This window comes from Granulicella sp. S156, assembly GCF_009766105.1.
Lineage (GTDB): Bacteria > Acidobacteriota > Terriglobia > Terriglobales > Acidobacteriaceae > Granulicella.
The window spans coordinates 159,638-184,461 of the sequence record NZ_LMUH01000001.1; the positions used below are offsets into that span (position 1 = coordinate 159,638).

Genomic DNA, 24,824 nt, shown 5'->3' on the forward strand with positions numbered 1-24,824 from the left:
GGCCAAGCATATCGCGGTCACAGCTACCGAAGTCGTTCCCAAATAAAACTCAGGATCGGCAACCTTGATATCGGGGAAAGCCGCTACTCACACGAGCGACTTAACCTCGATCCTTCGAAACCAAATCTCCGCAAACTCAATTTCAATCGCGATCTTCCCGCGCGTCAGCGGAATGAATTTGCCCGGATTTTGAGGGTCAGGCTGCTGCAATCCCGAAATCGAATTGACGGCTCTTCCATTCACAAGATGCGCGGCCTGATCTCCCTGCCAGATCACTTCCACAACGTTCCAGTCATTAAGATTCTCGAAGTTGCCATCCTTCTTCAGTCTCCCTGTCACTGGCTCGGCAACGGGCTGCCCCTTCGCGGCGCGCGCCCCATTCCCCGTTTCGCCAGGTGTTGGGAACCCGTGTTCCCTGCTAACGCCTTGCGCGAACAGACCGGCACCATGATCCCCTTGAATGCCACGGACTCCGCTGACGAGAAAAAAATCACCAACATCTCCTTCCTCGATCTGACACTCAACACATGTAGGCCAAACCTTATCGGCACCCACCAATCCGTACAGCAAGCCATTATCGCGCTTTGAGAGGCTACGCGGCTCAAACTGCTTCATGCCCCACTTGTACTCCAAACGAATGCGAACATTTTCAAACTCCTGGTTCGTCGCCAGGTAACCGGGTTCGAAGTGCTCGTCAGTCACCTGGTTTCCCAGGATATGAAGCATCTCCTCTTCCATCGTCACCATCTTCTTCGCCTCAGCAACGCTCTTCCCGGACTTCTCGAGCATGGTGTACCAGCCCGTCAGGTCGCGGCCATTCAACAACGAAACCCATCCATCCGCGCCGGCAGGCGGCAGCGGCAAGCGCGGAGAATTCGTTTGAGTAAGTGCCCGCTGCGGTAAAACCGCACAGCCCAAAGCGAAAGAGGCACCAGTTTTCAGCAAATGACGACGGTTCATAAGTCTCCGGTTTTCACAACTACGCTACTTCCTGGCAATACAGGAGAACTCTACTATTCGCTTATACAGAGTGACAACACCGTGCCAATCGAAATGCTACTTGAGTTCCCTCACCCAGATATGAAGAGTCGATCGCATTCGGATGGTTCTTACGGTTTCCAGCTGCACAATCCAAGTGATCTCCCGCCGAGTTCTGTGCCGGTCTGCCACTCATCGGCCTGCTTGAGTATGTCGAAACGACAGTCTCATGATTCAATGTGACCATAACGATCATTTTGTCGCCTCATGGACTAGGCCCTCCATTCGTCGTATGAGCAGCGCCAGCAAAATCTTACCGTCCCCCGAAACCTCTGAACCCCACCCGACGATTCGACCAGGCGGTGAAATGAACGGAGCAGCAAGTGGGACGTCTTTTCATAGAAAGCGATCACAGGATGACCAGAATGCAACCGCTGCAGCTACAGTTCTCGTTTCGAGGGCTATTCCGCCCGCTGATCAGCTTCACCCTCTTCTCTGTCTTCGCAATCCATTGCATCCAAGCGCAGCTAGAAACACCTGAGCGGCCAATGCAGCCTACATATGAAGATGGGGCAGAGTTCCGCTGGCTCAATAAAAAAGTCCTAGACTCTCGCCTGTTGGACGGAATGGAAGACCTGTCCAAGTGGTCCTTCAAGGGTGAAGGCGAGATGAGCCTCTCAAAAACGCAGGTAAAAGACGGCGAGCATTCTATACGAATCAGTTCCACCCTCAATATCGGTCGCGTCGACGGCAGCGGCGATTTTCAGGACCTCGTCGCCACGCGCAGGTTTCCCTCCGAGGATTGGAGCCACTATAACCGGATCTCCATCTGGGTTTATCCAGATATAGACGGAGCGCCGGCTATCACAGCATCCTTAACCCTTCACAACGAAGGCAAATACATATTGCCGGACAACACCAACGAGGGGCGGAACGACTCCATCCCATTGAAGAACCGCCAGTGGAACCACGTTGTCTGGGAGATCGCTCCGTTAGATCGGGACAAGGTTACCGGTCTTGACTTCGGCTATGGTCTGCCGAAAATGCTTCCTGATCCCGGAGACAAGACGGTGCTCTATATCGATCAGATGGAGTTACAGACTGTCGTACCGGATCACGTCGAGGGATGGGATGTCTCACCCGGCAAGATCGCATTCAGCCACGCCGGCTATGTTTCAGGTTCCTCAAAAACAGCCGTTGCAAGTGACCTGCCGGGCCATGACTTCTCGCTCGTTGATGCCGATACAGGAAAGATCGTTCTGACACGGCCAGTGGAGCAGAAGAAGACAAGCCTGGGGAACTATCAGCTTCTCGATTTCTCCGAGATCCAGCAGCCAGGAAACTACCTTCTTCGCTCCGGAGAGACCTCCACCCGTCCCTTTCGCATTGGCGACGACGCCTGGCGCGAAAGTATTGTGAAGGCCATCAACTTCATGTATAGCGAGCGCTGCGGAACAGTGATTCCAGGCATTCACGGTGTATGTCACCAGGACGATTACAGTATCCATGGCAACACTCGCATCCTCGTCAACGGCGGCTATCACGACGCTGGCGACCTGAGTGCAACGGGAAACACTCCCGGAATGTCCTACGCACTCTTTGAGTTCGCCGAGCGGCTCAAGCTCCAGAGTGAAGATCCAGTCCTCTACAACAGGCTGCTCCTCGAAGCGGAGTGGGGTTTGCGTTGGGCACTCAAGACAAGCTTTGGTGATGGCTTTCGCACCACCGGCCAACTCATCAGCTACTGGACCAACGGCATCATGGGCGACGCGGATGATCGTTTCGGCCAGGCGGTCAACGATCCTGAATGGAACTTCAGGGTCGCAGCAGTGGAAGCAATAGCCGCCCGCGTTTTGAAAGATACCGATCCGCAGTTGGCAAATCGCAGCCTCGCCACAGCCGAAGAGGATTGGAAGTTTGCCGTCGAGGGCCTCAAAATAGCTCCGCCTCTCCCAGAGATCTACGGTCAGAAAGACGAACTGGAACGCATCTCCTTCGGCGCCATCGCTTCAATCGATTTGTACCGCGCCACCGGCGAGCAGCGCTATGCCGATGAAGCAATCGAGCTCGGCAACCAGATCCTGGCCTCGCAGGAGAGAAAGCTGCAGCCCTGGAGCATCCCCATGACGGGCTACTTCTACACCAGCCCGAAGCGCGAAAATCTTTTTCACCGTTTACACCTCGGGCAGGAAGAGGAGCCGATCGTCGCACTGGCTCACCTCTGTGAGGCGCTTCCAGAGAATGCCAATTGGATAAAGTGGTACTCCGCAATCGTTCTTCACTCCAAGTACTACCAGCAGACAGCGGCGAAAGTCGATGCGCCGTATGACATGTTGCCCGCCGCAGTCTACCGCGAGAGCGAAGCGTCCCTGCTCCCGCAATCAACGGCCCGGACCGTTCTGAAGACCTCGACTCCCCTGCTGTCTGCAAATCGAGAGATCTATCTGGAAGAGGTTCGCCGCGGCGTGCCTCTCGGTGGCGAATACTATCTTCGCCGCTTTCCTGTCTGGTTCGATTTTCGAGGGAACTCCAGCGTCCTGCTCTCGGAGGCTAAGGCGCTTTCCACTGCCGCGCAGTTGCGAGGAGACATTGACGCGGAAGATTTGGCGCAAAAGCAGGCCCAGTGGATCGTCGGAAGAAACCCATTCTCCACAAGCATCATGTACGGCGAAGGATACGACTGGACTCCGCTCTATAGCGTTCGCTCCGGGCAAATGGTAGGCGCGCTTCCGGTCGGCATCGAGACAAAAGGAACTGCTGACGCTCCCTACTGGCCGAACCAGACATGCTGGACCTACAAGGAGGTGTGGACCCAGCCTGCGGGCGAATGGATCTGGCTTATGCACGACTTGAGCGGCCCCGCTGTTGTACGGGGAATCATCGACGCCGGCACCAACGAACCTGTGCAGTTCATCGATCGAAAGACCGGAAAGATCATCACTGCAACACTAGACCCCGCGAAGGGAGCCTTTCGCGCCGTCATCCCACAAGGGCAATACGTGGTACAAGCAGGCACAGCACGTACGTCGCTCACCGCGCTCTCGGCCGGCACCTATCAACTCGACCTCAGACAAGAGAAAGCTGTCGCCTTCACCGTCGAATCGAAGGCAGTTAATTCAACAGAGATTTTGCTGCAACTCTCAGCCGAAGGCGCAGGAGTCCATACCTTCACAGCCAAAGTCGACAATCTCGAACTGATTGGCCCAGGCACCGTGCAAATGAATTTAGGACATCATGGCAGGCACGAAATAAGCTGGCCAGCGCGAGTTATCGACACCACATCACCGTGGGTTGCAGTTGTTCTTCAGGACGGCTCACTCAGTCAACACCAGGAGCTCACCGGCATAGCAGGCGCGAAGTAAAACAAGTCCCGCAACCAAAACATTCACGAAACAGGATTCGGAAAGAACGACATCTTGACGTTAGACGCTGGCGTCCAAGCTTAGGAAAAAGGTGTAGCGTGAAGTGACGATATCCTTGACTCACCGCACTACAAGCGCGCTTCGGAACCTTCCGCCCCGTTGCCCATCAACCTTGAAAACCACCATTCCCGTTGCCCGATGAGGGCAATTTTGAGGTATGGTGTTTTCAGGTCGGTTCTGGCTGAACCGCCGGGTATCCCATGATTTTGAAGGATTTACGCTTCCGCAACTCGCGTAAGGATTGAGCTTAAGAATCTAATGGCGGAGGGAGAGGGATTCGAACCCCCGTTGCCCGTTAGGGCAAAGCGGTTTTCAAGACCGCCTGTTTCAACCACTCACACATCCCTCCGCGTGGCCACGCGGCAAGTGCCATCTCTATAAGGTTAGCAGCAAATCCAACCGATCTAAAATTGGTTCGTTTCGAGACAGATTCGCTCTCCTGGAAGGATTAGGCTTGCGGCCATTAGTCCGGCTTCTTTGGAGCTGGCAAAAGCAACTCTGGATCAGACGCCTTCGGGGCACCGTCTCCAGAAGCAGGTCCTACGGCGCTATTTGTGGGAGGGTGTGAAACTCGTGTCGAAACCCATTCCTGCTCGACAGTGATCTCGATCCGGCGCACAAGCTCTGGCTGAGAAGAGGGTCCCTGCTCAGGTGTTCCTCGCGGGGATGGATTGCGTCGAAACAGCCTCATCGCTTACCCCTCTTGCTTGTGCAATCGACTACAGCACAACGAGCGATAAAACGGGATTAAGCGCTATGAAAAGTTATGAACGCTGGCACAGGAGCCTCGACAAGCAGGACTCTAATGCCCAAGCCTGGCGAGTTCATCCTTCGCCGACAGAAGAACCGGCAGGTTCGGATCGGCGTCTTTCCAGGTGGAGAGAAAGCTCTCATACTCCGCGCGAGCGGAGGCGAGGTCGCCCGTCATCACATAGGCTCGAGCCAGGCCAAGATGCGCCAGCGGGTATTGTGGGCTGATGGCATTGACCCCAGGGTTGGCAAGGACCTTTTTGTACTCCGCGATCGCAGGACCGGCTTGTTTGGCTTGGAGATAGGCCTCGGCCCTCTGCACAGGGACGGTATAGTCGACCAGCTCATATAGCCTGGCAGGCTCGAGCGCCGTGATGGCGTCAAGAGGCTTCTTATGCTGTACGGCCAGGAGCGCACGGGCTTGAGGAAGATACACATGCGCCATCAGTGTTGCGGAGCTGGATTTCGCCTCGTTCACTGCCAGAAATCGTTGCGCCGCGGTGGCGTCGCCCAGCTGTGCGCGGAGCAGCATCAGACCCCTGCTGTCCGGCGTGGGTTGAGATAGGCGGCCCAACGTGGCACGCGCCTCTGAACTCCATCCGAAGGCAGCTTCTGCCTGGGCCTGTTCGAGAAGAATATTGTCCGCAGATTCAGACAGGTTCTCCCGTTTTGCAATGGCATAGGCCTGGTTGTAGAGTCTGACGGCGTCTTTGTATCTCCCCGCAGAAGCGGCTGCTGAGGCCTGAAAGGTGAGAAGGTACCAGTCGTCCGGGTGAGACGCCATCCAGGCAGTCGTTGCAGAGATCGCCTTCTGGTCGTGCTCGAAGGAGGCTATCTCGAAGAGCGTCGCATTCAAGCTGTAGGCGAACTTGTCTCTGTCCCGAGCCAGTTGACCTATCCGTTTCGCATCGTCGAAGCGATCGGCACACTTGTAGGCTCGGGCAAGAACGCTGTAGACGATCGCGCGCGCCGGTTGGAGTTTCAGGGCCTGCTCCCCAGCTTCAACGGCAGACTGGTATTGGCCAAGCTGAATATCATTACTTGCGATGTCGAGCCAGGGGCCCCAGTCGCGCGGATATGTTTCCTCCCAGAGCCGATACTCTTTCAGACCTTGCTCTACATCCTTTTTGCTGTCCGCGTAATAGTGCGCCCGGATGTAAAGCCTTTCCTTTTCGCTTACCTGACCACTCAGATCGAAGGCCTTCTGGTAATACGGCACAGCCAGGCTGTATTCGTTCAGGTTGTAGTAGTCCGTAGCAACCGCGACGTAGGCCATGGCAAACTGCGGGTCCAACTCTACGGCTCTCTGAAACATAGGCAGAGTCTCAGCTTCCTCTTTGCCCGTTCTAACCATCATGGACTCGCCGACGGAGTAGACTCTCAGCGCCTCCAGCGACGATGTCGTTGCCTGCGCGACCGGCACCCGGTAGCTCTCCACAGACTCCGCGGACTCGCCCAGTCCCGATCGGACGTGTTCCGCCACTGAATCCAGGGCGCTGAGTACATTCGACTTCGTCTTGACCTCTGCCTTGGCCCCGGCAATCTGTTTTCCGGTGCTGCAGTCGGTCGCTTCCAGAGTCAGCAGATATTCGCTGCCCACACTGGAGATACCTCCTGCCAGCAATACCTGGCGGTTGGTGCGCTCACAGACCTCGCGCGCCACCTCGATGGTGAGCGCCGTATCGCTTTGACGTCCCATCTTTTGCAGCGTGTTCGCGGTCTCGCGGTCGCTCAGCACGTCGATGTAAGGAGACTGTTCCAGATCAATCTGCAACGCCCGCTTCAGGATGTGATCGAAGGCAGCGTCCCCGGTGGTGTTAATGAAGTCGGAGACTACAACCTGACGGTACTCGTGGGGTGCCTCATGCCGGAGCCGAAACCACCTCCATCCCGCCCACACCATGACAAGAAGAACTACGACTGAAGCCAGCGCGTAGAGCGCGAGCAGCGTTGGATTTCTCGTGGCCTGGGCGGGAAGCATCCGCCGCGAGGACTCCTCGATGACTACGTGGGTGCGCGTGCGCATCGCGTGCATCACATCGTCTGAGGCCTCCTCCAGCAATGGCGGCGAGTCTGCAGCCATCACCGCCCGGACAGTTTCCGTAAACTGATATCCCCGCCCCGGGACCGTCGCAATATAGGTTGACTTATCCCCCAGAGCCTTTCTCAAAGAGGCAATCTGCTGCGTAAGATTTTGCTCTTCTACAAAAGAGTTGGGCCAGACGGCCTTCAACAGCTCGTCTTTCGTGACCACATCTCCGGTATGTATCACCAGATGAGTCAGCACCTCGAACGCCTTGGACCCCAAAGGCACACGAACGCCCTGACGCTCCAGAACGCGCGCGGTGGTCTTCAGTTGAAATTCGCCGAAGTGGTAGATGCTCCTGTTTGTCAGCGACATACTAGCCCTATAGAACGATCCATATCTTCAATAGTGATGCTGTGGGGCAATTCGTATCTTTAAGGACCCATGAAGAAAACCACCCTTGGATGGCCCATGTCTTTGGTATCGGGGAGACTGCCAGTTTAGCGCACGACCGAGGAACCGATTATCTTATTCCAAACTGAGTGTCGCTCATATCTTTTCCGAGGGAAATTTGTTTCAACATGCGAAGCTTCGCATACGTCCATGACACAACCGCTTGACTTTCGTTAGCATGGGTCTTCGGTCGGGCTGAAGTTGCCTGCCCGATTCGAGCGAACGGATCCTCACCTGTGACGAAAAGATATTCCATCGCCGTGGCTGCTTTACTCCTAACGGCCGCCGCAGTTTCTTTTCTGTTCACACGCAATAGAGAACCGCCCAAGACCGCCATCGTGCAGCAGTATGCCGACCCCACTACCTGCGTGCAGTGCCATGCCACTGAAGCCGCTGGATATGCTCGCACCGGGATGGCGCATGCCTTCTACAAGCCGGAGACCGGAGACACTGTCGAGAGTCCCGCCAAAGATCGCCAGTTCTATCACGCTGCATCCGGCACCTACTACACAATGACGCAGCATGATGGAAAGTATTATCAGCGCCGCTGGCAAAAGGGTTTTGATGGCAATCCAGAGAATGTAGAAGAACTGCCGATCGACTACATCATGGGTTCGGGAAATCATGTGCGAACCTATCTGCATCGCGAGCAGGATGGAACGCTGATCGAACTTCCACTCGCCTGGTACGCCGAAGACGGCGGGCACTGGGGCATGAATCCCGGTTTCGACAATGACCACCCGATGACGCGCCGGCCCATCGCGTACGAGTGCATGTTCTGCCACAACGGGTATCCGGAGATTCCGGCGACCGCGCATCGTGATCTCTCCGCAAACCCTGTTTACAGCTCTGCCTTGCCGGAGGGTATCGATTGCCAGCGTTGCCATGGCCCAGGCGCGGCCCACGTTAAAGCGGCCCAAACCCCGGGCACTTCGCTGCAGCAGATTCGTGCTCAGATTCTCAATCCAATCCATCTGAGCAACGACCGCCAAATGGAGGTCTGTGAGCAATGCCATCTCGAAACCACCAGCCACTTGCTGCCGGATCGCATTCGACACTACGACCAGGAGCCTTTTGGCTACACAACCGATCAGCCACTCGCCAACTTCAACGCCTATTTCGTCAGGGATCCCGCACACGGACGCACCGATAACTTCGAGATCGTAGAGGCTCCCTTCCGGCTTCGCCAGTCCCAGTGCTATCTCAAGAGCCAGGGAGCGCTGACGTGCGAGACCTGCCATAACCCGCACGACCTGCACAAAGGCGCTGAGTCCGCGCAGTACTATGCCAACATCTGCATGAAGTGTCACGCGGCGAACCTTCCTGAGAAGATCGCACAGCACCAGCATCCGGCCTCTAATGACTGCGTCTCGTGCCATATGCCGAAACGCAGGACCGAAGATGTCGTCCATGCCATCATGACGGACCATCTGATTCAACGGCGACCGCCACCAGCCGCGGTGCTATTGGCTAATCGTCCGGAGATTCCGGATACGCCGGCGAATGCTTATCACGGTCCCGTGAAGCGATACCTCCTCGATCACGAGAGCGCTTCCCCCAACGACGACCTCTACGACGCAGCGGCTCAAGTGATCGACGGCAGCAACCTGGAGGCAGGAATCCCCGCCTTGGCAGACTTGCTGCGGATGAAACAGCCTCAGCAACCGAACTTCTTCATCGAACTGGGCGACGCCATGCGGCACAGCGGAGATCTTCCAGGCGCTATCGACGCTTACCGGCAAGCACTCAAGCTGGATCCGCTCTCTTCGCGGGCGCAGCGGCGGCTCGGCGTCGCACTGGGAAGCGCCGGACAAACCGATGAGGCGCTCGGCGTTCTTCGTACGGCACTGGATCGCGAGCCTGACAATGCCCTTCTCTGGTATGAGCAGGCGTTGACTGAATCGAAGAGCGGAAATGCAGAGAAGGCTATCTCCGATCTCCGAAAGACATTAGAAATAAAATCCGATTTTGCCGATGCTCAAAATACTTTAGGGTCGCTACTCGCTCAATCTGGAGACGTGCGCGGTGCTGAAACCGCGTTCCGTGCGGCCCTGGCCATCAACCCCTATGACGCGGCAACCAGCGCCAATCTTGGGCGGCTGCTGGCAGGCACAGGAGACTGGAAGCAAGCGGCATTCCACTTGCAAAATGCCGTCCAACGGGATCCAGCCAACGCCAATACTCACGGTGACTATGCTGTCGTACTCTTGCAGCTAAAGCGCTTTCCTGAAGCAACAGCGGAAGCCAAAGCTGCTGTTGCTGCCGATCCAAAGTCCGCACGCGCGCATGATTTCCTCGGCCAGATCCTGGCCCAGAAGGGTCAGATAGCTCCGGCGCGTACGGAGTTCGAAGCCGCGTTGAAGATCGACCCCGACTTCGGGCCAGCCCAGCTGGATCTGGCCGACGCCCTCATCCAACTGGGTCAGGCACGCACGGCAGTTTCCCTCCTGGAGAAAGCGGAGCGCTCCCCGGCACCTGGGGTGGCAGGACAAGCGCACGCGATGCTCCAGCAGATGAACATCCGATAAATCGCGTACGGTACCTATCGCATGGCCACACATTCCTATCCGCAAAACTCAGGTAAACGTATTCCTGCAGCTTTTGGAAGATGTTAAGCCTCTGCCTTCAAAGCCTTTCCTACAACTTTCACAATTGCTCTCGCAACCGGATGAATAGGCATTCCAACCCATTTTTGGATTTAAGTTGACAACGTTCCTCTCGCTGTTTTCTTATGAGGCCGCAGCAGATTTATGTCTAAACAACCGGTTGTCTTGATCTCAACAATGGATCACGTATGTTCTGAGTCTTTGATTCCGAGTCACACGATGGTCAATAAGCATAGGTTGTGCATGCCTAGATGCACCATTTATTTCGGAGGTTAGTCTCGTGAACATTCATCAGTTCGTACAAAGATCCCTGTATCAAACCAGAAGCCTGGTGCGAACGCCGGTAGTCGCGGCAGCATTGGCGCTAGCGGCCTGGAGCACGTTGCCCGGCCTTATTCCTGGCGTCGGCGTGGCCCACGCGCAGAACACCAATGCGACCATCCGCGGGGAGGTGCTCGACCCTACTGGCGCTCTCGTGCCCAATGCCAAGGTCCTTGTTGTCAATCAAGATACAGGGGTGACGGTCTTCAACGGCGCCACTGACTCCAGCGGCGACTTCGTAGCGCCGCAGGTAATTCCTGGTACCTATCGGGTCACGGTAACTTCCCCAGGCCTCAAGCAATCAGTCATCAACAACCTCATCGCGACCGTTGCGCAGGTTACCTCGATCAACGTCAATTTGCAGCTCGGCCAGGACACAGAGACGGTAACCGTCGAATCCAGGAGCGAGGAACTCGACCGCAGCACGTCAGACGTCTCGACTCTTATTGCTCCGAGCGAAGTCCAGAATCTTCCCTTGCAACAGCGTGCCACGGAGAACCTTCTGGCGTTCATTCCCGGCGTAACACACGGCGGCTCCGCCGATCAGCCGTCCACGTCACAGCTTTCGATCAACGGCAGCCGTACGCTGAATACCGAAGTCCTCTTGAATGGCGTCTCCACGATCGTGGCATCAACCGGAACTCCCGCAACGTTGCCATCGCCGGATGGAGTCGACTCCTTTCGCGTTATCACGACCAATGCGCCGGCCGAATATGGCCGCACATCAGGCGCCGTAATCTCCGTGAATACCATCTCCGGCACCAACACCTATCACGGGAATGTCTACTTCCTCCTGCGCAACGAGGCGCTCGACGCCAACCAGTACTTTCACAAGGACACCATCAATGCGACTACCGGGGCCGTTACGCCGCGCAACCGCGATCGCTTCTTTCAGATGGGTGGTTCCTTCGGTGGAGCAGTTCGGATTCCCCACCTCTACAACGGTCGTGACAAGACCTTTTTCTTCGTTAACTACGACCGTACGATCTCGCCCAGCCCAACGCTTGTGACGGAAACGGTCCCTACTGCCGCTCAGCGCAATGGCGATTTCTCCAATGCGCTAGCTCCGTTCGATGCCAATGGCAAACCCCGCACCCCACAGCTGATTTATCAGCCCGGTGGCACAAGCACACAACCCTTTGCGAACAACCAGGTTACCGGGATTGATCCCGCCGCCGCGAAAATCCTGGCGTTGCTGCCGCTTCCAAACACGATAGGCACCTATGATGCGGTCAATAACCGCTATACCGGTAACTGGACGTCACTGCAGAACCTGGTAACGCACACTCAGAAAATCGTAGTGCGCGTCGACGAGGTCGTAACCCCCAAAGACAGGTTGAGCTTCAACGTCTACCGATACATCAGCTCGTCGCCGCAATATGTCAGTTATAACAACCCCTTGCTCAACACAAACTACGATTGCAGCTGCACGAATGCCTGGCTCCCCTCAGTGGATTACACCCGTACCTGGAATCCAACCTTAGTGATGGATTTGAATATGGGATTCTTCCGCAACGCCGTACTTCGCAATCCCCCGGGAACCGGCAAGAACGTGGCAAGCACACTCGGAATTGCATCGCTGCCTTTGAGCCAGGTGCCACAAATCTCCGCCAGCACTACCGCTCAAGACAGTACCAGCAATAACTTTGGGTTTAGCAACATCGGTGCGGATACCAACACAGACCAGGTCAACATCACCAACACCTACTCGCCTTTCGGCACCATCACGAAGACGTACGGTCCTCACACTTTCAAGATCGGCGCTTCACTTCGCAAGAACGAGTTCAACTCCTATAATCCGGCCACGAGCCCTGAAGGGCTCTTTCAATTCGACGGTTCGATTACGAATCATGGAGCTGACGGAACTCCAAACACGGAAATTGCGGATTTGCTCACCGGCCAGGTCAAAACCGCGCAATATGAGCAACCCCAGCCGCCAACCGGCAGACGCAACTATAACTTCGGCATCTTTTTACAGGATGATTGGAGAGTCACTCCGAAGCTAACCTTAAACCTCGGAGTTCGTTACGAGTACGAGTCGGCACTGACTATCGCTACCAATATCTATAGCCGTATCGACCCAAACACCGGGCAGTTATTGGCTGCAGGGCTCAATGGCGTCTCCCGTTCTCTCAATATCACCACCCCGAGGGCTGACGTTTCTCCAAGGATCGGTTTGGCATATAGCCTTGACAACAAGACCGTCCTCCGCGCGGCGTTCGGCACCTTCTACGGAACCATCTTCCAAAATCTCGGCGGTCAACTCGCCTATCCCGGATTTGACAACACCATCAACTACAACAACCTGGGGACAGCCGTAGCTCAGCCATTCACCCTTTCTGATGGCATGCCACTTGCTGCGCCGCCCAATCTCCAGAACCCATCCGCCGCTCTGGTCGGTAGTTCAGCCAGCAAACCCTATAGCGTAGGGATCTCGTTCAACGACCAAAGCCACATGCCATTGGTGCAGCAGTGGAATATCGGCTTCGAGCGTCAGTTGCCTCTCGCGCTTACGCTGGAGGTCAACTACATCGGAAACCATGCACTTCACCTCTCCTATAACCTCAACGAGAACGTTGTTCCCTTGTCAGCCGTACCTGCTGTAACACTGGCGAATACAAGCGTCGCAACCCAGAATGCATCTCCTTACCCGAACCTCAAACAGTTCAGTACAAATGACAACATCGGAGCTTCCAACTACAACGGATTGCAGGTAACCGTTCACCGTCAGTTCAATAAGCAGCTGGCTATTCTCTCCAACTACACCTATGCCAAGAGCGAGGACGACGGCAGCACCATCTATAACTTCTCGGCTCCCAACGGAACGGCAAACTCACAATATGCTGTCGATAGTCCAGACCGTATCAAGGACTTCACCGTTAGCAATATCGATGTGAAGCACGTCTTGAATATTGCTGTCGTCTACACAACCCCTGGTCCATGGTGGTTGCGTAACTGGCACATCTCACCGATCTTCGTCGGCCATACCGGACTGCCCATCAACATCACGCAGACCAACGAGATCCCAGGCTCATCGCAACGCCCCAACGGAAACCCCCAGCTTGTCAAGCTGGCGCATCCAACCCTGAATGGTGCCGCACTGCAATACTATGACTCGGCAACCGATCCGAACTTCGCGCTAACAGCATCAGGACCGGTCTACAACACGATTGGCGGCCAACGAACACAGATCGTCACGACTGGCTTCGGCAACGTATCGCGAGACTCTAACCGGGCACCCGGCGAAGTGGACTTTGATGCCTCGGTTGCGAAAGACTTCGAGATCTATCGACGGCTGAAGTTCCAATTCCGTATTGACGCATTCAACGTCATCAACCACACCAACTTCACCTCGCCAAGCGGTTCTCTGACCGTGACTGAAGTTGGCACCACAGCAACCTTCAAAACCTCGTCTGGGTTCGGCCAGATTACAGGCACGCAACCAAATCGCGCGATGCAAGCCTCAACTCGCTTCTTCTTCTAACCTTCCACTCAAAAACCAATGCACTGAAAAGGCCACCCTTGCGGGTGGCCTTTTCAGACAATACGATTGTCGCTGGAATAGAGATCAACATGAATAGCCCTATACAACTTCCCTTCTGTGTAAGCACCCTTCGCTGCTTTCGATCTACCGCTCTATTGGTTCTATGCTCGGTAGCTGTTCCTGCTCTCATCGCAGCTCCGGTGAAGCCCCTGCGCTCTCCCTGGGATGGCAAGCCTGTCACAGCGACGGATGCTGTCTACAACTGTTCAGCACTTCCCCATCTCGCACCCGATCTCGTCACCGACGGCTTCTACAGGCTGGATGATCCGACGCACTCCATCGTCGACCCTGTTCGCCAGGCGGCCTATCGCAAGTCGAGCGATGGGGTAAAAGCTGTCGGTATGGCGATCGTTCAGGCAGCCGATGACTACCGCACTGCAGGTTCGCGACAGGCGGCACAATGCGCCACCAGCCGCGTTCTCACAATGGCGCAGGACAAATCACTCAGCGGCAGGATGTCTTCCAGCCAGGCGTATTACGTGCAGGGTTGGGTGGTTGGCGCAGTCGCCATTGCGTACCTCAAGGTTCGTGAAGCGGGATACGCTACACCGGAACAGAATGAAGCCATTGCCAAATGGCTGCATAGCGTTGGTGACGAAACAAAGAGTTACTACGACGCTCACACGAAAAATAACGGAGGCAAAGGCAACAATCACTTGTACTGGGCGGGAGCCGAACTCGCGGCGATCGGAGTAGCTGCGAATAACCAAAGTGATTTCAATTGGGCGATGGCCACCTACGACAACGGAGTCAACCAGATACGACCCGATGGAACACTACCCCTGGAGATGGCCAGAGGCAGCAAGGCGCTGCATTATCACCTGTACGCACTCGCACCTCTCGTTCTACTGGCGGAGTTCGGAGAAGCAAACGATCTCGATCTATATGCCCATGCAGAGGGTGCGATTCATCACCTGGAGAGTATCTCCGTGTCCGGGCTTCATGATCCTGCACTCTTTGAAAAAGCGACTGGCATCAAGCAGGAGGTCCCCACAATCGTCAGTGGAGACCAGATCGGCTGGGCGCCACCCTATGTCCGGCGCTTTCCAAACCCTGAACTCACGCGCATGATTCATGGTGCTCCGAGCCTAAGCGTCTATTATCTGGGCGGTCTTCCTCCGGCTTAGGACGTCAATTGCCCTTCCCTCAAGGCTTGTCATTTCGACCGACCAATGGGAGCGGAGAAATGACAGGCTTTGGGGTAACTGCAATCCGTCCACATCACCAAGTGACTCGAGCTTCTTACTTCGGCGGCACTGAGGTATCTGCGGCAGGCTGCGCGGGCGCTGGGGATGGCGTAGCTGCTGGCGTAGTCGATGGCGTAGGTGCGTCAGGTGTGGGTGCGGCACCCTTCGCCGTGGGCGCTGCATCGGGTGTCGACACCGGAACCTGTGCTGATGGAGCAGAAGTGGATGCGTTGGGTGTTGGTGCAGCTGCAGGCGTTGCATCGGGTGCAGGTGCAGGTGCAGGAGCTTGTGCAGTTGGCGCAGTCGCTACTGCCGGTTTCTGGACCGGTGCGGGCAGCGTAACGGTTGCAACGGCATTGGGATCGTCGCGGAGCTTGAGATAGAGCGTCGTTCCATCCGCCGGCGTCGGCACAGTGAAGGTGCTATCGGCAAAGCCGGTAGGCACGTCAACAGGCTTGGCGAAGTCTTTGGTGGCGCCGAAAGATTGCACAAGGAAGAAGTTGTTGCCATCGACAGTGCAGCTAGGAGCGTCCGAGGTGGTGCAGTGAATAGCGGTGATCTTCGGCGTACGGACGAGAGTGCCAAGCGGTGTCCAGTCGCCGGGGGTGCTGTCTTCCGCCACTGGCCGCATCTGTAGATTGCCGAAGGCGGATTGACCGAAGGCCTTCAACGGATCGAGTGTGGCGATGGCGGTGTGCTCGTCCTGCAGGATGAGGTTATTGGCCGCAAAAGAGAGGGTGGTGTGGACTGAGCCATCGGCGGTAGCCACTTCGATGGTCTGCGTGCGCGGGAAGACGTTCGTGGTCTGTACAACGAAGGTGAGCTTGCCGTTGAGCGGAATCTCGTTCTTTGCGCCTAGAGTGACGGGAATAGAACCATCCTGCTGCGCGGGCGTGGCGTTGAAGGAGAGCAGCTTCAAACCTGGCCGCGCGGCTTCGGTCGAGATCTTCACCTTCATCGTGCGGCCATCTTTGAGCTTTGCGGTAGCCTCGGAGCCGTTGTCGGGTGAAACGCCTGCCTCAGCGTGGAGAGGTACGGTCTTGTCATCCCCGCCGCCGTTGGGCGTAAAGGTCTGACTAGCGATCTGGACAGAGACAACATCCTTGAGTCCGAGGCCGATAAGCTCGGCGGTATTGTCGCCTGCGTGGATCTTCAGACTCTCCAGATGAATGTCGCCGGTGTAGGCGGTAAGCGAGACTTTGTCCTGATTGGTATCGCCATACTGCTGGATGGCGAGCGCATAGCCGCCGGGCTGCACCTTCTTGAGCGAGGCGGCCAGGTCGAGGGTATCCTTGACCGCCGCTTTACCGCCATCCTCCGACGCAGGCTTGAAGGTGACGTCTACGTCCTTATCCTTATTGTTCGTAAGAGCGATGTGTTGGACGCAGGCGGTGCCATCGCCTTTGAGGGTCAAGTGGTTGTCCTGCCCGGCAATGAGTTGCGTGTCACCAACGATCTTCCAGTTTTTGCCATCCACCTGCTGGATCGTGAGGGTGGGCCCCTCAAAGGAGTCGAATCCCCAGTAACCGCGGACGGTACCGGTGATGGTGAGGTCGGTACTGGAGCCCATCTTCACATCCGACTTTTCGGGCGATGTGCTGCCACTCTCATCGTGCAGCGGCTTACGCTGCTCTTCTCTAGCGACGACGAGGCCGCCTTCGAAAGCGTCAGGCGTCAGCGGAATGTCGCTCGGTGCGCCGGTTCGATTGAGGTGCAGGACGAGGTCATGCGCGAAGCCGGTGGAAAACACGAGCGGCGCACCTTCGAGCTGCAGAGCCATCTTCGGCTGCAGAAGACAGGCGACCTGGTTGGGATCGTGGGAATGCAGCGGCGGCAGCTTGGCCTTCTGAATGGCGGGCAGGCCGATGACGATGACGGATTTGGGATTGTGGAAGGAGGGTGGAGCGTTGAGCTTCAGGTTGAGCGTAGACTCCTGCGGGAAGCTGATTGCAGGAATGTACTGGTACTGGGCAGTGCGCAACAGACTGACAAGGTGAACGAGATCCACGACAGCACCGACGTAGGCCGAGTAGAGTCCACCTCCAACAGCCTGTGTGGCAGAAGCTGTATTGATAAAGTCGGACGACGCCCCCGTGGAGAGCGCTTCAGCGATACTTTGACCGTGCCCATCGTCGAGCAGGACGGGAGCGCTGGCTTGCGTGAGGCAGTTTACCTGCTGCTCAACAGGCTGTTTGAAGCAATCGGCATTCGGCTTGAGAGCAAGCGTGGCAGCCAGCTTGGCGGAGTGCTCCTGGATCGCCTTCTGGTCGTCCTGGGGGACGGTCTTCATGGCGGCGAGATAACGCTCGATGCGCTGCAGTTCGAAAGAGGCTTCATTGAGGTCGGAATCCGCGCGAATGAAGAGACCTGGCCTCCCTTTGACAGCAGAGCGAAGAGTCTTGAAGTCGCCACCGGTCTCAGGCGCAACAAAGAGAACGGCCTGCTCCGCTTCGGCGGGGACCGTGATGGTCGTGCCTTCAATAGTCTTCTTCTCCCAGGTGTCGATCTCGGTGAACCAGGTGTCGGGAGGCTCGTTCGTGGTGCCGCGGAGGAAGGCGACGATAACCAGCAGGTGATTGGACTGGGTGGATGGAAGGTCGGCCTTAACCCAGATCCTGTCGCCTGGCTGCAGGTTGGGAACCTCAGCAATCGGCAGCGTTGTGCCTCCACGCGTGACGCGGATATCGATCTTTGGACCGACGAGGTCAAAGCGTGCGTTATCGGCATGGAGGGCTGCCGTGATGGAAACGGCGAAAAGACAGGCGATAACTTTAGGCAATTTCATCAGACCTTCTTAGACGCCCGGATGATAGGGGTGGTTGTGAAGCCATACCCGAAATCGAGAAAGCTTAGCCGTCTTCAACGAAAACGCCCTGGTAACGCTCCCAAAAGCGGCAATGTTTGGCCGATTATAGATTCCTGGCTCCATCCCTCGGCGCACCGATTGGACCACTTTATGTTTACATTATGGATCTTCCCAATAGTCCAATTTCTCCCTATTCTGGTCTTGAAAAGGAGCAATCCCTATAAAACTATGCAATCAAGATTGGAAGCGTATCGATGAAGCTCCGGCCTGTTGTTTGAGTTCGCTATACGTCACTTCTAAGAAACGACATTTCTCCGAAGAACAACCGGCAGATATTTTGGAGATCGAAATCCTGAGCCGCCATGCCAGGTGACGGGCCCCGTCAAGCCCGAAGAAGAAAATAACTCAACGAGCGGACGAAGCATGGCAACAGAAGCCATGCGCAAGAGATTTGCGCCTACACATGCGTGAGGCCCGGCTCCAAGGGTCAAGTGGCCTGCTCCACGGCGACATACATCCAGCTCATTGGGCAGAGCGAAGCGAGCAGAATCATGATTTGCCGCGATGATACGCAAGATCAATCGATCTCCTTTGCGAATGAAAGCATCCCCTATGATCAAATCTCCCGTTGCCTGACGGCGCAGGAAACGACCCAAGCCGGCGTGCCTCATCAACTCTTCGACCGCCTGCTCAACGAGACCGGATTCCAGATGAAGCAGTGTCCACTGCTTCGGATTCTGCGACAAGGCATAGCACGCATTCGCCAACATACAAGGCAGCGTATGTGAGAGTGCGACGAATCCGGAGTCGCGTAGGCTCTCAGCCTTCGAGTGGAAGCAAGCTTGAAGCTCGGGGGTAACAGACTTTGCCTTCGCACGAAGCGTGGGATCATATGGCTCTGCGGCTGCCGCCGAGACGGGCCCCGCAAGTGTTCGGAGTCGCGCAGCTTCTTGCGGGTCAATTCCTGTCACAAGGGCCGCAAGGTCAAGGCAATTCGGTCTAAGGTAGGAATCGAGCAGGTCTACGGGGCACCCTTCGGGCAGCTGCTGAGCCCGTGCCTGGATAAGAGGGGTTATGACCTCCGACCATACACGAAGCTGGGCGGGAGAAAGCGCTTCCCTTGTCTCTTCGCGCATTCTATCCATTGCCTTGTCGTCTTCAGTGGTCCTGGGCCGCTTGCTGTCGATGGTAAGACTCGAAGAGCGGAACGCTGTGAGTACATCTTCGTAACGGCTCAGAACCCAGGCTTCAAGATGCTTATCGAAATAAGCCGGCTCGATGTGCGGAGACACGGGGGAGTCGAATTCATCGCTACTCCAGGCGGGTATGGATGCTTCTTCTCGGTGTCTTTGCATGGCAGCCCCGGCTATAGTATGCCCAGCTGAGCGCCAGATTTTTGTCAGCACTTTGTCATTGTTGGGCGGGGGCCCTGCGGAAGTATCGGCTCTTTGGATGAAGCCACCCACATTGCTGTTTCCGGTCAGCCACGTGGGTCCTGACGAAGTCGATTGAGTACCCCAACCGCCGCGCCGCGCATGGCCAGCGGCACACCCCAGTAGTCGAAGATGCCCCCGCGCCGCAAGTTCTGACCACAGACGACGAAAACACCTGTACCAATTTCTCTCTTCAAGATAGAGGCAAGCCAGCCGACGAACCCGCTGTTGTCCATGTCGTCGCGAAAGTGGAACGAAAATATGCCGAAGGGCTCAGCCGCTTCAGGACCGGCTGCTTTGAGCACGCTCCAGACCTCTTCATCACGCACAAACGCCAGCCCATGCTCGGCCTCCTGGGCTGGGAACTCACTGACAGGAAATTCGTAAAAGGCGAATTCACCTTCATGCCAGGTTAGTTCAGCAGCAACAATGACTCGGCGCAGTCGGACATCGATCTGCTCAGGTGTCTCCTGGCTCACGTACATCAGATGACCGCTCCAGTCTTTCTTATCTCTTCAAATACATGGATGCCGCGCACAGGAGGTATGACACCTTTAAAAACGCAGTCGATCAACTTGCACCTAGTCGATCGTACCCGTTGCCCTCCATCGCACGCTAAAAGGCAAACTTCGCGGCGATTTGAATTAACCGTGGTGAGGCAGCGCTCACAATGTTGCCAAAGTTAGGATCTTCTTCCTGTCCATCCACGGTGGCAGGCCCGAAGAACTGCGAATGGTTGAAGAGGTTGAAGGCTTCTAAACGGAGGTCCAGCCTCTTTGAATCACGAATGCGAATGGTCTTCTGCAGACTGGCGTCATAGTTATCGATTCCTGGACCGTAGAAGATGCGGCGTTTTGCATTGCCCTGCTGCCCCGGCAACTCTTCAGGAAAGAGCGCCGTGTTGAACGCCGGCTTTCCATTGCGACCATCGGTGTTGATCTTGAGTGGCCCTGGCAAGTAACGCGGTGTATCGATCAGGAAGTTATTCACACCATTGCCCAAAGTTCCGAGGTAAGAGTTGTCAGAGTTATCTGACAGTGTGACCGGAAGACCACTGGAGAAGCGGCTTGTGCCGGAGAGGCTCCAATCGGTTGTCCAGCGATTAGAGTGGCGGAACAGCCTCTCGAAGCCCAGGTCCATGCTGTACGTTGCCACGAAGTCGTGCTTCAGATCATAAGCAGAGATAGTGCGAGAGTTTCGTGGGTTGATCGGATCAAGTTGTTCTCCCAGGTTTGATCCCTGATCGATCGACTTTGCATACGTGTAGCTCAGCAGAAAGGACGAGCGTGAATGTTGATACTTGAGAGTCGTTTCAAGAGCGTTGTAATTCGAGTTGGCGATCGATTTGTCCGCCGTATTTTCCCCATACGCAGAGCCCTGCCCCACACGGGTGCCGTGCACGGTCTGTCCACCCGCGGTTGTGTACGTAGAGTCTTCGCCGAACGGTCCGCAGCCAGGGAGACTCGCACAGAGTGCTGGATTACCAGGATTGGCTGAAACCAGCGTAAGCAGATGATGCCCCTGATTGCCAACATAGCTTGCGGTCAAAACGATGTTGCCTGTGATCTGCCGCTGAAAGGAGAACATGAAGTTGTTGATATAAGGAACGCGGTTTCGATAGTAGTAAAAAGGGTCTGCCGCGATGGGCGTGAAGTTCGACCAATCCACATTGCTGTCCGGGTTTGCGACGGAGACGTTGTGGGGCGGAAACGGGAACGGAAATCGTTGGCCATTGTTCACTCCAGTAGCAGCCGTGATAAACGGCGTTGCAAGCAGAGGTGGTCCGGGACTGAGATAGTTGAAACCGAACGGTGGCACCGCATACATGATGCCCGCATTCAGGCCCGGTATCGCTGTGTAGAAGATGCCATAGCTCGCCTTGATGCTGCTCTTCCCGGAGCCTCCGAAGAGAAGTCCGCCGAGGCCGCTTTCAAAGTGCGGCGCGTAGGCCAGACCAATACGCGGCGCAAAGTTTTTGTAGCTGGTTGGCGTTATGGTCTGCGGCACACCGGGATCTCCCGCGACGACAAACCCCAAAGGCGCGCCCGGAAACAGGACGGACTGCTTCCCGGCAATGTACGTCTGGAGCTGATGATTCTTCTCCGACCATGGCTCGATGATGTCCCAGCGAAGTCCGGCATTCAGAGTGAGATCACTACGCACTCGCCAGCTATCTTGCCCATAGAACCCCAGATAGTGATTCCGCAGGTAAAAGGGCTGACCGGACGATTGCGTGAAGTTGCTGGGAGTCCCGATCAGAAAATCGGCATACGGGTCGCCCGTCTCGGTTCCGTTGATATTGAAGGTCCCATTGAAGGTAGCGTTCGGATGCTCATTCACCTGGTCAATGTGGAACTGGCCGCCAACCTTCACGGTATGCGTTCCGAAGACGCGGGAAAAGCCATCGCTGATGTAGTAGGTATCGTTGACCTGCGTCTCGTTCGTGATGGGAACGCCCATGACGAATGACGGGAAGGTGATATTTTCGACCCCTTCAAACTGAGGAGCCTGAACATAGATCCCAGAGCTTCCCGCACCGGTTGCGAACCCCTGCGCGGCCAGCGAAACACCAAGACCACCCTTTGGCGTCCCAATAACATTCGCGTAGCGGAGATATCCGGCATTGAACTCGTTAACGGCGTTCTGGCCGATAACTTTGGTATCGGAGATCGAGAGCAGTTGAGCGCGACCGATGGTGAGCGCGTCGAAGCCAGGTATCGAAGCACCGCCCTGCTGGCCCGGATAAGGATTGTCCAGCGTGTAGTCGTCGAGGAAGTAATATCCCGAGATGCGGCCGGCTCGTGTGTCGGCGTCCAGTCGCACTGAGCCTTTGTCATCGCGGTTCGTCTGCGCGAAGGCCGAGGTTGCGTACTGGGTAGCATTCAGATTCGGTGAAGGGATGTACTGCAGCAAATTCTTCGCTGGAGCCGACCACGCGGCCTGCGGTATGGTGGCGTTCGGAAACACGCAAGCAGATGAGCCTGTAGCCGAACAGCCAGGATAGTAGTAGGCCTCGCTACTGTTGACCGTATAACCCAGTTCTTGCGAAAGAAGGCCGGCGAGGTAAGGTCCGCTGACGAAGCGTAGAGGTTGATTCGTACTGGGATCGTAGAACTCGCCCGCAGCGGTGTCAGAGAAGTTTCCAGAACGCTCAGCCACCGTGGGCACCGATATCTTGCCCGTCGAAATGCCCTGAGTCTTGCGTGTGCCTTGATAGTCAGCAAAGAAGAATAGTTTCGTGTGCGTAACAGGACCGCCGATACTTCCGCCATACTGATTCTGTTTGAATGTCGGGCGGGTAGGATCGAAGTAGCCCTTGGCATCCAGCGCCGTGTTGCGAAAGAACTCGAAAGCGTTGCCGTGAAACTGGCTGCTACCGGACTTGGTGACAACCGTCACCATTCCGCCGTTGTAGTTGCCGTACTCAGGATCGAAGTTGTTCGTCAGAACGCGGAACTGCTCAATGGAGTCGAGGTCTGGCACCACGGACGTTCCACCGTTCATATGCTCCTGCACGTCAACGCCATTCACCATGAACCCATTGGAAGATTCGCGCTGTCCGTTGATGGAGACATTCCCAGGATTCTCATCGCCGGAAGGTGAGATTCCGCCAGTAACACCGGCCATGATCACGGCATTGGGAAGCAACGTAGATACCGGCGCAACGCCGGGCTGGATAGAAAGCAGATCAGTGTAGCTGCGGCCATTCAGAGGGAGTGCGGTCATCTCCGCGCCGGATACAACTTCACCCAGATGCGTTGAACTTGTATCGACCTGCGCACTTGTATCACCATTCACCGTCACGGTTTCGGAGGCTCCTCCGACAGAGAGTGCAACGTCAGCGCGAAGGCTGGCGTCTGTATCGACGAACAGATTCGTGAGCTTCTTCGCTGAAAAACCAGAGGCAGCGACAGTGAGGTCATACCGCCCCACGGGGAGATTAAGGAAAGAAAATACGCCCTGGGCATTTGAAACCGCATGGTAGGTCGTCTGCTGCGCCTGATTGACCAGTGTCAACCTGGCCGACGGAACAACGGCACCCGTTGTATCCGTGACAGTCCCGGTGATGCTGCCTCCAGCGGCGGCCCAGATCTTCAAGCTGGTGAAGACGATGATCGTGAAAAGGAAGAGACTTCGTTTCGCTTTGGAAGCGGCAAAAGACAAGATCGAATCGAGCAGAGTGCACCTCAATTCGTGGTGAAGAGGCACAAAAGCTCGAGAACAACTGAGCGATCGCTTCCCGTTTCCACGCGGAGAAGAATCTAGACTTTTCTGGGTAGGTCTCCTGACTCTCAGGCGAAGCTTTTGACATTTCGCCTTCCCCGACCGAAATCGAGTGGCATCGTGAAACGTCATCTTTCCTGATTACAGTGGCGGGACCGCGCCGGTCTTTCACCGGACTTCCCTGTTATGCCCTCGCGGGCACCCAGAATGTATCGCTAGCTTACCATGAGGCTTCTCTTCATCGTGACGACACCATTTACAAACGAGAGAGCGAATCTCGTCCATCCGAAAGTAACGAACAGGGGCCTTCGGAGTGCCCATCATCGTACAACCCACATCTCAAAAGCGAGATGTGGGCACACCTTTTTGTTCCAATTCAGACTTGGGCCACCCGCCCGGCGGGTTCACTACAACACCATCATCCTCACTCGGCTACCGCTCCCCCGCACCGGAAACGTGGCACTCCGAGATCAAAACAAGGTATGGGGAAGTGGAAAGCAAAACTACGCTTCCCACTTCCCCCGCACCTTCAACAGCGACGAGATATCGACAAAGCTCGCGTCGCTACATTAGCAATCCAACTGGTACAAAAGATCGGGCATGCCACCTGCAACGTATCGGTGACTATGCAGCTTGAATATTGGTTACGTGAATCGTGTTGCTTGCTGTGTCGAACGTTCCGGTAACCGTCACTTGTTTGTCCGCGTACTTCTTCGCATTGTCCTGATCATCGAGCAAGTGTCCGGCTGCTTTGCCCTCAGGCGTTTGGCCTGTGAGCAGGGCAAACTGTCCGTTCTGGAGCTTCACAATCTTGCCTGTGAAGGTCTTGGCTTGCTGCGGGTCTTGCTGCTGGTTTTGTTGCGGTTGCGCCTGCTGCTGGTTTTGTTGCGGCTGTGCTTGCTGGGCGGTGCCACTACTTTGGGCAGCCAGGCCGGGAGTGAAAGCGCAGAGGGACGTCGCCAAAATCAGTGCGAGCGCCTCCCTATGATGATTGTTCCTTTGCGTTATCTTCATCTTCCTCCAGTTCTTTTGGGTTTGATTGCAACCTTGATTTACAACCTTGACAGCGCATTC

General features: G+C 55.9%; 11 protein-coding genes, 1 tRNA gene and 1 riboswitch. Of the genes, 4 read left to right on the forward strand and 8 right to left on the reverse strand.

The features are described 5' to 3' along the window. Positions 1-87: 87 nt before the first annotated feature. Positions 88-960, reverse strand: a complete 873-nt coding sequence (locus GSQ91_RS00825; protein ID WP_158819354.1) for a DUF1080 domain-containing protein — start codon at positions 958-960, stop codon at positions 88-90. A gap of 686 nt (positions 961-1,646) precedes the next feature. Between GSQ91_RS00825 and GSQ91_RS00830 the strand changes: the two genes are divergently transcribed. Then, positions 1,647-4,340: a glycoside hydrolase family 9 protein gene (locus tag GSQ91_RS00830; RefSeq protein WP_158819355.1), complete on the forward strand. Its 2,694-nt coding sequence runs from the start codon at positions 1,647-1,649 to the stop codon at positions 4,338-4,340. A 319-nt stretch (positions 4,341-4,659) separates the two neighbouring features. Here the strand turns inward: GSQ91_RS00830 and GSQ91_RS00835 are convergent. Together GSQ91_RS00835 and GSQ91_RS00840 are read right to left on the reverse strand one after the other, a co-directional pair. Then, positions 4,660-4,749 (reverse strand) — tRNA-Ser (locus tag GSQ91_RS00835). Between the two features lie 453 nt (positions 4,750-5,202). Then, positions 5,203-7,551, reverse strand: a complete 2,349-nt coding sequence (locus tag GSQ91_RS00840) for a winged helix-turn-helix domain-containing protein (protein WP_158819356.1) — start codon at positions 7,549-7,551, stop codon at positions 5,203-5,205. Positions 7,552-7,865: 314 nt separating this feature from the next. Between GSQ91_RS00840 and GSQ91_RS00845 the strand changes: the two genes are divergently transcribed. The 3 genes from GSQ91_RS00845 to GSQ91_RS00855 all read left to right on the forward strand — a co-directional run bounded on the left by GSQ91_RS00845 (position 7,866) and on the right by GSQ91_RS00855 (position 15,227). Then, a complete protein-coding gene (locus GSQ91_RS00845) occupies positions 7,866-10,157 on the forward strand; it encodes a tetratricopeptide repeat protein (protein WP_158819357.1) in 2,292 nt (763 codons plus the stop codon). Positions 10,158-10,566: 409 nt separating this feature from the next. Beyond that, positions 10,567-14,040, forward strand: coding sequence for a TonB-dependent receptor (locus GSQ91_RS00850; protein WP_254064298.1), 3,474 nt, complete (start codon positions 10,567-10,569; stop codon positions 14,038-14,040). 89 nt (positions 14,041-14,129) lie between these two features. Beyond that, complete coding sequence (locus GSQ91_RS00855) at positions 14,130-15,227, forward strand: alginate lyase family protein (protein WP_158819359.1); 1,098 nt, start codon at positions 14,130-14,132, stop codon at positions 15,225-15,227. A gap of 115 nt (positions 15,228-15,342) precedes the next feature. On the opposite strand, the gene GSQ91_RS00860 is transcribed toward GSQ91_RS00855, so the two are convergent. From GSQ91_RS00860 to GSQ91_RS00880, 5 genes are all read right to left on the reverse strand, one after another. After that, entirely contained in the window at positions 15,343-18,072 is a 2,730-nt protein-coding gene (locus GSQ91_RS00860; RefSeq protein ID WP_158819360.1) for a hypothetical protein, read from the reverse strand. A 317-nt stretch (positions 18,073-18,389) separates the two neighbouring features. After that, positions 18,390-19,448 (reverse strand): cytochrome P450, encoded by a 1,059-nt coding sequence (locus GSQ91_RS00865; protein ID WP_158819361.1) that lies wholly within the window; start codon positions 19,446-19,448, stop codon positions 18,390-18,392. Between the two features lie 125 nt (positions 19,449-19,573). Further along, entirely contained in the window at positions 19,574-20,011 is a 438-nt protein-coding gene (locus GSQ91_RS00870) for a DUF6196 family protein (protein ID WP_158819362.1), read from the reverse strand. 130 nt (positions 20,012-20,141) lie between these two features. Continuing rightward, positions 20,142-23,690 (reverse strand): carboxypeptidase regulatory-like domain-containing protein, encoded by a 3,549-nt coding sequence (locus GSQ91_RS00875; RefSeq protein ID WP_158819363.1) that lies wholly within the window; start codon positions 23,688-23,690, stop codon positions 20,142-20,144. A gap of 93 nt (positions 23,691-23,783) precedes the next feature. Then, a riboswitch (cobalamin riboswitch) is annotated at positions 23,784-23,971 on the reverse strand. A 403-nt stretch (positions 23,972-24,374) separates the two neighbouring features. Beyond that, positions 24,375-24,764 carry a hypothetical protein gene (locus GSQ91_RS00880; RefSeq protein WP_158819364.1) on the reverse strand — a complete coding sequence of 130 codons (390 nt, stop codon included), beginning with the start codon at positions 24,762-24,764 and terminating at the stop codon, positions 24,375-24,377. Positions 24,765-24,824 lie beyond the last annotated feature (60 nt).

What these genes read in the sequence shown, in the direction of transcription:
- GSQ91_RS00825 (WP_158819354.1), bottom strand. Translation starts at nt 960, where the DNA reads ATGAACCGTCGTCATTTGCTGAAAACTGGTGCCTCTTTCGCTTTGGGC.
- GSQ91_RS00830 (WP_158819355.1), top strand. Translation starts at nt 1,647, where the DNA reads ATGAGCCTCTCAAAAACGCAGGTAAAAGACGGCGAGCATTCTATACGA.
- GSQ91_RS00840 (WP_158819356.1), bottom strand. Translation starts at nt 7,551, where the DNA reads ATGTCGCTGACAAACAGGAGCATCTACCACTTCGGCGAATTTCAACTG.
- GSQ91_RS00855 (WP_158819359.1), top strand. Translation starts at nt 14,130, where the DNA reads ATGAATAGCCCTATACAACTTCCCTTCTGTGTAAGCACCCTTCGCTGC.
- GSQ91_RS00860 (WP_158819360.1), bottom strand. Translation starts at nt 18,072, where the DNA reads ATGAAATTGCCTAAAGTTATCGCCTGTCTTTTCGCCGTTTCCATCACG.
- GSQ91_RS00865 (WP_158819361.1), bottom strand. Translation starts at nt 19,448, where the DNA reads ATGCAAAGACACCGAGAAGAAGCATCCATACCCGCCTGGAGTAGCGAT.
- GSQ91_RS00870 (WP_158819362.1), bottom strand. Translation starts at nt 20,011, where the DNA reads ATGTACGTGAGCCAGGAGACACCTGAGCAGATCGATGTCCGACTGCGC.
- GSQ91_RS00880 (WP_158819364.1), bottom strand. Translation starts at nt 24,764, where the DNA reads ATGAAGATAACGCAAAGGAACAATCATCATAGGGAGGCGCTCGCACTG.